Here is a 12,639-nt window from a genome sequence, read left to right on the forward strand (position 1 = left end):
GAGGCATAATTAAATGGTTACAATTAATTGGCAAAACGAAACTGAAAAACGTAAGACAGAATTTATTGAAGATTTAAGTACGTTGCTTGCTGTTGAAAGTGTTAGGGATGATAGTCAAGCAACAGATCAAGCACCGCTAGGACCTGGTCCAAAGGCTGCTTTGGATAAGATATTAGCAATGGCAAAGCGCGATGGGTTTCGTGTGAAAAATATTGATAATTTAGTGGGCTATATTGAAATTGGCCCGCAAGACGCTCAAGATTATGTCGCGATTTTGTCTCACGTTGATGTGATGCCTGCTGGTGAAGGCTGGCAAACAGATCCTTTCGAGGCTGTTGTCACGGATGATAAAATTATTGCGCGTGGTGCTTCTGATGATAAAGGGCCTGGAATGGCTGCTTATTATGCTTTCAAAATTTTAGCCGAATTAGATTTACCACTCAAACGTCGTGTTCGTTTGATTTTTGGTACGGACGAAGAAAATGACTGGACTTGCATGAACCGTTATTTTGAGGTCGAACCCGCACCAGCTTATGGCTTTTCACCTGATGCTGAATATCCGATTATTAATGGCGAAAAGGGTAACGTTCAAATCGAGATTAAAGATCAAGCGACCAATGGTGGTACCTTGACGCTTGACAATTTTGAAGCTGGATTAAGGACTAACATGGTCCCTGGTAAAGCACGTGCGACAGTTACCGGTGACACAAAAGATCTAGTTTCGGATTTTGAAACTTACTTGAGCCATCATCCAGTAATTTCAGGGAGCCTAAGCCAAGAAGACGGGAAAATATACCTGCTTATTAATGGTCGACAAGTGCATGGTGCAATGCCAGAGACGGGCGAGAATGCTGGTACTTATTTGGCACATTTCTTACAACAATATGACTTTGGTGGCACAGCCAAAGCATTCTTAACTTACCTAGGTACACCATCTCATGATGATACGATTGGCGAAAAGTTTGGCATAAACTATACGGATGATGTCATGGGCGCGCTTTCTATGAATGTCGGTATTCAACGCTTTAAAGCAGATGATACACTTTATATTAACTACAATTTCCGTTATCCAAAGGGGATTACACCAGAAGAAATCCAAAAAGGCCTGGCGAATCAACGTAACGGTTGGGCAGTAACACCACAAATCGGTGGGCATGCTCAAGTACCACATTATGTATCACCAAACGATCCTTTGGTTGCCACATTACTACGCATCTATCATGAGCAAACAGGCCTACCAGCACATGATCAAGTAATTGGTGGTGGAACCTACGGCCGGCTTATGGCACGCGGCGTTGCCTTTGGGGCTTTATTCCCAGATTCACCTGATACGATGCATCAGGTGAATGAATTTGCGATGTTAGATGACTTATATCGCTCAATCTCAATTTATGCACAGGCTATTTTTGAAATTACTAACTTTGATTGATTTATATTTAATCTTGCCACGCTAAAATGATAAAAAATAGACAGGAGCAACGCTTATGATTATTTCAATTATTACTGCTAGTGGTTTGATTCTCTTTTCATTAACTAAAGTACTACGTGTTGCGCAACCAGCGCGTGTAAAAAACAGCCGATGAGCTGTTTTTTATTACTTTTGATGACGTGCTGGAAATAATATCGCAGAGCGTCAAAATGCACGGAATTCATGTAAATAATCAGATAAAACGGTTGTGATAATTCCAAATTTAGTCTAAAATTATATGGTACTGAAAAATCGGAGGAAATATCATGTCTAACTGGACACCAGCCAAGGATGAAAAAAACCAAGGCACATTAGAATTTGAAATCTCACGCGCACAAGTTGAAGAAGGTTTAGAACAAGCTTTCCAACGTAATAAAGATAAAATATCAGTTCCTGGATTCCGTAAGGGTAAGATTAGTAAGCAATTTTTCTTCTCAAAGTTTGGTGAAGAAGCATTGTATCAAGATGCAATGGATGCTGTTTTGCCAGCTGCTTATGAAGCTGCTGTTGAAGAAGCTGGTATTACACCAGTCGGTCGTCCAAACATCGCACCTGTTTCTATGGAAAAAGGTAAGGCTTGGACAATGCAAGCTGTTATTACAACTGCACCAGCTATCGAATTAGGCGATTACCTTAATCTTGAAGTTGACAAGCAAGATACAAAAGTAACTGATGAAGATGTTGCTGCTGAAATCAAGCGTTTACAAGAAGGCCAAGCTGAGCTTGTATTGCAAGAAGAGAGCACTAAAGCCGAAAAGGGTGACACAGTTATTATCGACTTTGATGGTTCTGTTGATGGTGAACATTTTGAAGGTGGACAAGCCAACGACTTTAGCCTTGAATTGGGTTCAGGACAATTTATTCCTGGATTTGAAGATCAGTTGATTGGACACGTATCTGGTGAAGATATTAACGTTAACGTTACTTTCCCAGAAGATTACCAAGCTGCTAATTTAGCTGGTAAGGAAGCTTTGTTTGAAGTGAAGATTCATGAATTAAAGCGTAAGGCTTTACCTGAATTGGACGACGAATTTGCTAAGGATGTTGATGAAGAAGTTGAAACTTTGGCAGAATTGGAAGCTAAAGTTAAGACACGTTTGTCAGATGAAAAGGCACAATCAGCTCAAGAAGCCTTCGAAGATGCTGTATTGACTAAGGCTGTAGATAATGCCAAGGTTGACGGTGACAAGATTCCTGAAGCGATGATTGATGAAGATGTTCATCGTCAAATGGATCAATATTTCGCACAATTACAACAACAAGGTATTTCACGCGAAATGTTCTTCCAAATTTCAGGTCAAACTGAAGATGACATGCATAAGCAATTCACAGATGGTGCTGAAAAGCGTGTTAAGACAAATCTTGTTCTTGAAGCTATCGTGAAGGCTGAAAATGTTCAACCGAGTGATGAAGAAGTTGAAGCTGAAATTAGTCGTTTGGCTGAGACTTACAAGATGGAAGTTGAACAAGTTCGTGCGGCTGTATCAGCAAGCATGCTTAAGCATGATATTGCAATGCGTGAAGCAATGAAGAAGTTAACTGATTCAGCTGTTGCGAAGTAACATACTGAGATAAAGTTAAAAAGTTGGACATTGTCCAGCTTTTTTTATATCGTCAATGATTATAAACTGGTAAAATGGAACATGACGTGTGAGCGCCTATATTTTTTCATTGTATTTTGAATATGATGATTGATGATTTTTAAGAATAAAGGTTAAATGATATGACACAAACAACCGATTATGATGAAACGATTACTTGTAGTTTCTGTGGTAAATCAGCAGACGAAGTTAAAAAATTAGTTGCTGGTCCAAATGTATATATCTGCGATGAATGTGTGGCATTGGCGCAAAATATTATCGACCAAGAGTTGAGTGCAGATCAAGCTGCTCAAGTTTTGTCATTGCCAACACCGCATGACATTGTGGCAAAATTGAATGATTACGTGATTGGTCAAGATGAAGCAAAGAAGACATTGGCAGTTGCGGTTTATAATCATTATAAGCGGATCAACGAAAGTTTAGTTAAAACAACAGACGTTGAATTACAAAAATCGAATATTGCTTTACTGGGCCCAACGGGATCAGGAAAAACGTATTTGGCCCAAAGCTTGGCACGAATTTTAAATGTACCATTCGCTATTGCTGATGCGACAACGCTAACAGAAGCAGGGTACGTTGGTGAAGACGTTGAAAATATTATTTTAAAGTTACTGCAAGCAGCGAATTTTGATATTGAATCAGCTGAGCGTGGTATTATTTATATTGATGAAATTGATAAAATCGCAAAGAAGTCTGAGAATGTGTCAATTACACGAGATGTATCTGGAGAAGGTGTCCAACAGGCACTCTTGAAATTACTAGAAGGCACAACAGCTAGCGTACCACCACAAGGTGGACGTAAGCATCCGCAACAGGAATTGATTCAAGTGAATACAACAAATATCTTATTCATTGTTGGTGGTGCTTTTGCTGGTATTGATACATTAATCAAAGAGCGCCTTGGTGAGCGGGTTATTGGTTTTGGTATGGATGCTAATCGAACGGATGAATTTTTATCTGGTAATATTTTACGTCATGTGGCATCAGAAGATTTAACCAAGTTTGGTTTGATACCTGAATTTATTGGCCGGTTACCAATTATTACAGTACTTGATGAATTAAAGATTGATGATTTAGTTCGGATTTTAACTGAGCCCAAAAATGCTGTCATTAAACAATACCAAGCGTTGCTCGGATTTGATGATGTTGATTTGGAGTTCCAACCAGAAGCATTACAAGCAATGGCAAGTCTGGCAATCGATCGGAAAACAGGAGCGCGTGGTTTGCGTTCAATTATTGAAAAGGTCATGAAGGATATTATGTATGATATTCCGAGCCGTGAAGATGTTGCAAAAGTAATCATAACTAAAGGCACTGTTGAAGATGGTGAGCAGCCAGAACTACAGTTGAAAAAGGTGACGCAATAATGGAAGTTCATAACGTAACAATGGAAATCAGTGCAGTAAGTCCAGCACAATATCCAGTCACTAATTTACCCGAAATTGCTTTAGTTGGTCGCTCTAATGTTGGTAAGTCTTCTTTAACCAATACTTTGATTAATCGTAAAGGATTGGCTAGAACAAGTGCGCAACCCGGAAAGACACAGACGTTAAATTTTTATAATGTGGAAGATGCGCTTTATTTTGTTGATGTGCCGGGTTATGGTTATGCGAAAGTTTCTAAGAAGCAACGAGAAGCCTTTGGCGAGATGATTGAAACCTATATCACATCGCGTGCACAATTGCGCGGTGTTGTTAGTTTGGTCGATGCACGACATGCACCAAGCGAAGAAGATATTATGATGTATGAGTGGTTACATTATTATAAAGTGCCAATTTTAGTCGTTGCAACTAAAGCTGATAAAATTGCCCGTGGTAAGTTTAACCACGCTGAAAGTGTTATAAAAAAAGCGTTAAATTTCGATTCAGAAGATAGCGACTTTCAGTTCTTTTCATCACAAACTAAATACGGAAAAGATGAAGTATGGCAATGGATTGAGAATCATATGCCAAATAAAAAGAACGCCTAAGGCGTTCTTTTTATTTAAACTTTTTTAGTTTTTAGTTTGGGAATGGATAACATAACGATCAAACTCACCATATAAGCGGTTGATAAGAAGCCCATGACGATAACAAGGGTATAGTGGTCCATTAAGAAACCGATGAGAACGCTTGAAAAGCCACCAACTGCGCGGCCAAAGTTCATGATGGCGTTACTAGCTGTCGCACGTACTTCAGTAGGATACAAGAAGCCAAAGATAGCACCATAACCACCATACATACCATTAGAAAAGAACCCAACTAAAACTTGAGCGCCTAATAATTCCCATTTATTAGTTGCAAGTGTTAAAACATAGACCGAAATAGCAGCGGCAACTAGAAAGATTGTAAAAGCACGCCTAGCACCGAATCTATCCATCACAGTACCAAAGGTCATCATTCCAAAACTCATCCCAATAATTGTTGCAATCATCCAAAGCGATGAACTAGACGTTGTGAGCCCTAAGCGGTTTTGCATGATGGAAGGTAACCAATTCATCAAACCAAAGTAACCCGCAATTTGTACCATTACCATGATTGTTAAAGCAACTGTTTGCCAAGCTTGACTCGGTGTGGCAAAGAGGATTTTGAGTGACCCACTTTTAACGTGCTGTTGTGGCGATGCTTGTAATGCTTTAAATTCTGGACTTTCGTCAAGATGACGTCGAATAAAGAAAATCAAGATAACTGGCAGTAAACCGAAGAGATATAATGCATGCCAACTGAAGTGTGGTAGTATTACCGCGGCCAAAAGTGCTGCGAGAATGGCGCCAACTTGACCACCAACAGCAGAAATAGATGAAATTCGAGCGACCATTCTTTTTGGAAAACTCTCAGCGATGAGGGCCATGCCACTACCATATTCACCACCAGCACCAATACCAGCCAGAAAGCGTAGCGCATAAATCATATAGATATTTTTAGCAAAGAACATTAATGAAGTTGCAATGGCAAAAATCCAAATCGTATAAGTAAATACACGAACCCGACCGTACTTATCAGCTAAAATACCAAAAAATAAACCACCGATGAGCATACCTAAGTTAGTAATCGAAGATATAAATCCGGCAGCTGTACTTGAGATACCTAAAGTCGCAATGATAGACGATAGTGTGAAGGATAGGAACATGATATCCATGTTTTCTAATCCAAATCCGGCAGCCGTTGAGAACATGACCTTTTTCTGGTAAGACCCAATATGATGGTCATTAAGTGGGGACATATCTTTTGATGCGCTACTTCGCATAATTTTCTCCTTAAAAATGGTTGCTCACAGGCAACCTTTATTTTTAATAACTATTGTGACCTCACGATAGTTAAACAAGTTAACGATACGCTTTTACTATGATGATGTCAATAAAAAAACCAAGCGAACTTGGTTTTTAGTGTGATTAATTTTCAAAGATAACACGTACACTTTCAGGAATAGCAAAATCCTTTTGTAACAGTGTCAACTGACCATCTTGTGCGTTACGTTCAAATAATGAAACATTATCGGTGTTTTGATTAGGAACAATCAAGAACTGTTCGTTGGCATCCCAATTCATATCACGTGGGAAGTCACCCTCAGTACTAATCAGTTGAACACGCTTAATTTCTGCACCTTGATTAGATATTTCAAAAACAGCAACTGAATTGTGACCACGATTAGAAGCATAAATAAAGCGACCATCTTTGCTGATGCGAAGTGCAGCACAACCGTTGTGCTCTGTCCAATCATTTGGAATAGTTGAGGCTGTCATCACATGTTCAAATTGACCGGTTTCTTGATCATACTTTAAAACACTTAAGAGACTTGAAAGTTCGCCCAACAAGTAAGCATAGTGGCCATCTGGTGAGAAACGAATATGACGAGGCCCGAATCCTTCATCAGTACGATAACGCGCGATCTCTGTTAATTGGCCATCATCAGATACGTCAAAGGTGATCACTTCATCAGTACCCAAATCAACAACGACTAAGCGATTATCTGGTGTTAAGTGACTGAAATGAACATGAGCAGAGCCTTGCTCTGGGCGTGGACCTGATCCCTCGTTTTGGAAAGTATCACTCAGTGTTAGCTTACCATTGGCATCAATACGGTATACCTCAACACTACCACGATGGTAATAACCAGCATAAACAAGTTGGCGTGCTTCATCAACACCGATATATGCAGGAGCTGATCCTTCGCTGAGATGTACTTCTAGTTCCTGTAATGGGCGCGCGCTGTTGTCCATCGTTACGACACCACCTTGGCCATCACGATTTTCAACGGCATATAATTTATTAGCCTGTGAAAGCGCAAAATAAGTAGGATTAGTTAAGCTACCAATAAATTGCGGGTTAGTCAATTGTTTCGTTTCTGTGTTTAATTCTGCTTCGTAAATCCCTTTAGAGATACGCTTAGTATAAGTACCGAAAAGAATCTTATGTGTTGTCATGATGCTTCTCCTAAAATAGATTTGATATTGTGTTACACACCACAATTTTATCATATATGTAAGCCTTTTCACATAAAAAGCAAACATTTTCATGATAAAATAAGGGCATAACTCTGGGAGGTGTTTTATGAAATCACCATCAAATAAAACAAATTGGTATCAACGTTGGTTTTCTGGAAATAATGTTTTAAATGGCCTCATTATGGCACTACTCGTTTTGCTCATTATTTTCATGATTTATCAAATTCGATTTATCATTGAACCAATGCGTGCCTTATTTACGGCGGTTGGTGCACCCATCATTATTGCAGGTGTTTTGTATTATCTCTTGATTCCTGTTGTTAATTGGCTAAATACTCACACTAAAATGCCTAAAAAGTTTTCGGTAGGTTTAGTATTGGTGGCGGTATTGGCTATTCTAGCATTGATTGTCACGATAGCGGTGACGATTATTAGTGATCAAGTGAGCGGTTTAGTAGATAATTGGCCAAATTATTGGCAAAATAGTCAGCGGGTAATTAACGATACTTTTGCAACATCGGAATTTCAAACGGTGAGAGAATGGCTATCTAATACCAATTCTGACATTAACCAAACTGTGGCCGATTGGAGTCGCAAGTATCTGCAAAGCGGTGTGAGTGGTATTGGGCAAATTGCATCAACATTAACCACAGTTGGTGTGACACTAGTGGCTTCACCATTTATTTTATTCTATATGTTATTAGATGGAAATAAATTATCTAGCTTCATCGCTGATAAATTACCAAGTAAGGCACAAACATCCTTGCAAAGTGTTTTACAAGAAGTAAGCAAACAAGTTGCACAATATATTCGTGGTCAGCTGGGCGTCGCATTGGCTGTTATTATCATGTTTTCAATTGGGTATACGATTATTGGTTTGCCATACGGTATTTTATTGGCATTCATGGCTGGGCTGTTCAATATGATCCCGTATGTTGGCTCTATTTTGGCGCAAGTACCGATTTTTATCGTTGCTCTAGTTGCTGGTGGACCAAAGTTGGTATTGTTTGCACTTATTGTTCTCGTGATTGAGCAACCAATTGAAGGGCATGTCATTGCACCTAAAATCTTGGGAAGTGCACTTAAAATTCATCCAGTGACCGTTATTGTCGTTTTGCTAACAGGGGGACACATATTCGGTGTGTTAGGTATCATATTGAGTGTGCCAACCTATGCGGTTGTTAAGGTATTGGTTACGCACATTTATGAATGGTGGCGTACGAATTCTGATTTATTTGCAGAAGATGCACACGCTACGACATCGGAAATGGATAATTCAGTTAAAAAATTAGAAGGAAACACAAAAGAATCATGACAAATCATATCGTATTGTTTGAGCCGGTAATGCCGGCTAATACTGGGAATATTGCCCGTACAACAGCAGGAACAGATGCTGTCTTGCATTTAATTGAGCCGTTAGGTTTTGAACTAGATGATAAACATGTCAAACGTGCAGGGCTAGATTACTGGGAACATGTACAATTAGTTAAGCATCCAAGCTTACCCGATTTCTTGGACACATTAAAGCCAACGGATCATCTTTATTTGGTATCAAAATTTGCTAATCAAGATTATTCACAGCCAGACTATCAGGCAACTGATGGTGATCATTATTTCTTATTTGGGAAAGAAACGACTGGTTTACCTGAAGTGTTTATGCGCCAAAATCCTGAAAAAGCGATTCGAATTCCACAGGATGATACGCACATTCGGTCATTGAATTTATCGAATACCGTTGCCATTGTGTTGTACGAAGCCCTACGTCAACAAAGCTTTGCGAATTTAGAACGTATACATACTTATGAGCAAGATAAGTTAAAGTAAGAGCCTAATTGGGCTCTTTTTATTGTGGACTAAAAATGGGCTTGTAAACCTAAAGAAAATCTGTAGAATAGAATATCGGTTGGTCATTATTATCTGAATGACAGTATATGATCAAATAATATAAGGTATGGCAGAATTGGCTACATATCATGTCATAATAAATCGTGCTGTTTCAGCACACTAGGGGAGAATTGCGATGAAAAGATCAACACAAATTATCAGCGGTATTGCTGCAATTGCTATTATTGGTGGTGGTATTTATGCTGCAACAGGGAATAAGAAAGCAGCATCTAATGATACTGATAAAGCTAAATTAGCTTTGGTTTTAGATGTGGGTGGTGTTGACGACCATTCCTTCAATCAATCTGCTTGGGAAGGCGCTAAGCGTTATGCGAAAGCCAATAATATTCCTGCTGGATCTAATAAGTCAGTTGCTTACTTCAATACAACGGATCAATCTGAATTGGACCAAAACTTTAGTTTGGCTACAAAAGGCCAAAAGTATGATATTGTTTATGGTATTGGTTATTCATTAAACCAGTCCATTCAAAAATCAGCTAAGTTAAATCCTAAACAGAAATTTGTTTTGGTTGATGATATTGTGAACGGTAAGAAAAATATCGCTAACGTGATGTTTCGTTCAGAACAATCATCATATTTAGCAGGTGTAGCCGCAGCCACTCGAGCAACTGAAAATGGAGACAAAAAAGTTGGATTCATTGGTGGTATCCATGGTAATATCATTGATGCGTTTGATGCAGGTTTTGATGCTGGCGTTAAGGCAACAAATTCTGATTTAACTATTGTTAAGCAATATGCCAATTCATTTTCTGACTCAGCAAAGGGTAAGACAATTACTCAGACAATGTATGCCAGTGGTATTCATACAATTTTCGCAGCTGCTGGTTTTGTTGGTAATGGTGCTTTTGCTGAAGCAAAGGCTGAAAATTCAAAGTTGACGGCAACAGATAAAAATCGTTTATTGATTATTGGTGTCGATCGTGACCAAAAGTCAGACGGTAATTATACGTCAAAGGATGGGAAGAAGGTCACATCAACTATGGCCTCATCAATCACATCAGTGGGTGATGGTGTTAAGAATATTGCTGATGATTACAATAAGAACGGTAAGTTCCCTGGTGGTAAGACGATTGCTTATGGTTTGAACGAAAAGGGTGTTTGGTTAACTAAATCTGAATTAACAGATAGCCAAAAGAAAGCAGTTAATGAAGCTGAAAAGAAAATTAAGGATGGTAAGATTACAGTACCTAACCATCCAAAGGGATCTGATTTTAATCAGAAATTCTAATCTATAATAGACGTACTAAAAAGCCAATGATATTTATCATTGGCTTTTTGTTTTGAAAAAATCTAACATATATTGGTTGAATAAGTCCGGAAACTCAATATATGGCATATGCCCAGCACCATCAATAGTGATAGCTTCAATATATTTGGTATTGAGTTTTTGAGCAGCTTTAGCATGATCAGCAGACCATAATGGTGAATCACTACCAGCGATAAACAGTTGCGGTGTGTGTGTCATTTTAATCACATCACGCCAATCTTGCGCGGTGTGATCGCGAAGGAGTGGTAAATTGAGTTCAAAATCAAATGGTCGATATTCTTTGCCGATTGCAATCTTGATGTCAGATTTAATTTTGTGTCGGGTCATGCGTGTTGTTTCAATCTCACGGACACCGTTTGCATAATTTTCCCAAGTTAATCCTAACAGACCGTATTGCCAATCGTTCTCGCTAATAGTTTTTGGTGATTCGTCAATTGTGATAATGTGAGAAACATTTTGATCATACCAGAGAGATAGGTAGGCCCAGATGGTAGCAGCACCCATTGAGTGACCTACTAAATTAACGTTAGTGAGCTGAAGATGAGTAATGAGTTCGTATAAATCTTGCCCATGACGCGCAATACGCAAACCTTGTTGTGACGTTTGTGAAGCACCGTGATTGCGTCGATCATAAGTAATGACACGATAGCCATTGGCTAATAAGGCCTTTTTTTGTTCAATCCATGAACCTTGAACGCCAGAATAACCACTGATTAAAATAACTGGTTGGCGATCATCTTGACCAGAATCAGAATAATTAATGCTAATATGATCATTTGTTAAAAAAGTAGACATCATAAAAACCTCCAATTCTATCATGCCACAAACCCAGGTAATAGTCTTGCATATTAGGGGGAAGAAAGTTACAATTAGGGCGTAGGAAAACGCTTTCATTTATGGTTGCAGTTTCCTAAAATGATAACAAATTCGTTGAATATGAAGGAGTAATGCATGCGCTACGTGATGAATAACCAAACAGATGCAACCCATAACATTGCCATGGATACATGGCTGTTAAATGATTTGAAACCAGATGAGCCAATTTTTACATTGTGGCAAAATCGTAATGCTGTTATTCTTGGACAAAATCAAAATACATTTCAAGAAGTCAACCAAGAATATGTCGATGATCATGGTATCCAAGTTGTAAGACGTGTTACAGGCGGTGGTGCAGTTTACCATGATTTGGGTAATTTGAATTTTACTTTCATCGTACCTGTTGAGCAAACGGCAGAAGTCAATTTTCACAAGTTTGTGCAACCCATGTTAGCCGCACTTCACTCATTGGATATTCCAGCTGAAATTACTGGTCGTAACGATTTGGTGATTGATGGCAAAAAAATATCTGGGAATGCGCAACGGTATGCTAATGGTTATTTAATGCATCATGGTACTTTACTTTTTGATACGAATGTTGACACGATGGTACACGCTTTGAATGTGGCAGACGAGAAGTTCATGTCTAAAGCGGCTAAGTCAGTCCGTTCTCGTGTAGGTATGATTAAAAATTATGCACCTAAAGAAACGACAATGGATAGTTTCTTTGAAGCGTTACAGTATTATTTGTCTAACCAAGGTAAGGATCAAGAGATTATTTTGGATAGTGCACAAAATGCGCAGATTACTGATTTACAGAAACGACAGTTCTCAACATGGGATTGGAATTACGGTAAGTCACCGGCCTTTAATTTCCATAGTCATGAGAAGTTTACAGGTGGTGCAGTAGATGTCTTTGCACAAGTTGAGGAGGGAATCATTCGCGACATTCATTTTGAAGGTGATTTCTTAGGCTTGCTAGACATTACGCCACTTCGACAAAAATTAATTGGTCAGAAATTTGATGAAGCCAATATTAAACGTGTACTTGATGAAATGGATGCATCTGACAATTACTTTGGACACATACCAAATCATGATATTGCCAAAATGTTTGCCAGTTAATGATAATGAACTGAGATATCGGTTATAAGGAGGA

The 12,639-nt window shown here is 38.8% G+C and carries 11 protein-coding genes; 8 read left to right on the forward strand and 3 right to left on the reverse strand.

Translation table 11 applies throughout. The annotated features are described in order from the left end of the window. Nucleotides 1–13 precede the first annotated feature (13 nt). From pepV to yihA, 4 genes are all read left to right on the forward strand, one after another. Nucleotides 14–1,429: a dipeptidase PepV gene (gene pepV / locus C5L23_RS05580; protein ID WP_010007674.1), complete on the forward strand. Its 1,416-nt coding sequence runs from the start codon at nt 14–16 to the stop codon at nt 1,427–1,429. Nucleotides 1,430–1,734: 305 nt separating this feature from the next. Then, a complete protein-coding gene (gene tig, locus C5L23_RS05585; RefSeq protein WP_133264415.1) occupies nt 1,735–3,030 on the forward strand; it encodes a trigger factor in 1,296 nt (431 codons plus the stop codon). 161 nt (nt 3,031–3,191) lie between these two features. Beyond that, nucleotides 3,192–4,436 (forward strand): ATP-dependent Clp protease ATP-binding subunit ClpX, encoded by a 1,245-nt coding sequence (clpX, locus tag C5L23_RS05590; RefSeq protein ID WP_133264416.1) that lies wholly within the window; start codon nt 3,192–3,194, stop codon nt 4,434–4,436. Then, nucleotides 4,436–5,038, forward strand: coding sequence for a ribosome biogenesis GTP-binding protein YihA/YsxC (gene yihA / locus C5L23_RS05595; protein WP_133264417.1), 603 nt, complete (start codon nt 4,436–4,438; stop codon nt 5,036–5,038). The genes clpX and yihA overlap by 1 nt, the downstream gene beginning before the upstream one ends. Before the next feature lie 14 nt (nt 5,039–5,052). On the opposite strand, the gene C5L23_RS05600 is transcribed toward yihA, so the two are convergent. Both C5L23_RS05600 and C5L23_RS05605 read right to left on the reverse strand, forming a co-directional pair. Next, nucleotides 5,053–6,246 carry an MFS transporter gene (locus C5L23_RS05600; RefSeq protein WP_338033097.1) on the reverse strand — a complete coding sequence of 398 codons (1,194 nt, stop codon included), beginning with the start codon at nt 6,244–6,246 and terminating at the stop codon, nt 5,053–5,055. 193 nt (nt 6,247–6,439) lie between these two features. Further along, nucleotides 6,440–7,471, reverse strand: a complete 1,032-nt coding sequence (locus tag C5L23_RS05605; RefSeq protein ID WP_010007666.1) for a lactonase family protein — start codon at nt 7,469–7,471, stop codon at nt 6,440–6,442. Between the two features lie 127 nt (nt 7,472–7,598). On the opposite strand from C5L23_RS05605, the gene C5L23_RS05610 reads away from it, so the two are divergent. The 3 genes from C5L23_RS05610 (at nt 7,599) to C5L23_RS05620 (ending at nt 10,625) form a co-directional block, all read left to right on the forward strand. Then, on the forward strand, nt 7,599–8,807 hold the full coding sequence (locus tag C5L23_RS05610; protein ID WP_010007664.1) for an AI-2E family transporter: 1,209 nt from the start codon (nt 7,599–7,601) through the stop codon (nt 8,805–8,807). Then, a complete protein-coding gene (locus C5L23_RS05615; protein ID WP_010007663.1) occupies nt 8,804–9,316 on the forward strand; it encodes a tRNA (cytidine(34)-2'-O)-methyltransferase in 513 nt (170 codons plus the stop codon). Before C5L23_RS05610 ends, C5L23_RS05615 begins: the two co-directional genes overlap by 4 nt. 196 nt (nt 9,317–9,512) lie before the next feature. Continuing rightward, on the forward strand, nt 9,513–10,625 hold the full coding sequence (locus C5L23_RS05620) for a BMP family lipoprotein (protein ID WP_010007662.1): 1,113 nt from the start codon (nt 9,513–9,515) through the stop codon (nt 10,623–10,625). 36 nt (nt 10,626–10,661) lie between these two features. Here C5L23_RS05620 and C5L23_RS05625 read toward each other — a convergent pair whose 3' ends face one another. Then, nucleotides 10,662–11,462, reverse strand: a complete 801-nt coding sequence (locus C5L23_RS05625) for an alpha/beta fold hydrolase (protein ID WP_240034424.1) — start codon at nt 11,460–11,462, stop codon at nt 10,662–10,664. Between the two features lie 153 nt (nt 11,463–11,615). Here C5L23_RS05625 and C5L23_RS05630 point away from each other — a divergent pair, with 153 nt between their 5' ends. Continuing rightward, nucleotides 11,616–12,605 (forward strand): lipoate--protein ligase, encoded by a 990-nt coding sequence (locus C5L23_RS05630; protein ID WP_133264418.1) that lies wholly within the window; start codon nt 11,616–11,618, stop codon nt 12,603–12,605. The last annotated feature ends 34 nt before the right edge of the window (nt 12,606–12,639 follow it).

It is taken from the genome of Leuconostoc fallax, assembly GCF_004354645.1.
GTDB classification, from domain to species: domain Bacteria; phylum Bacillota; class Bacilli; order Lactobacillales; family Lactobacillaceae; genus Leuconostoc_B; species Leuconostoc_B fallax.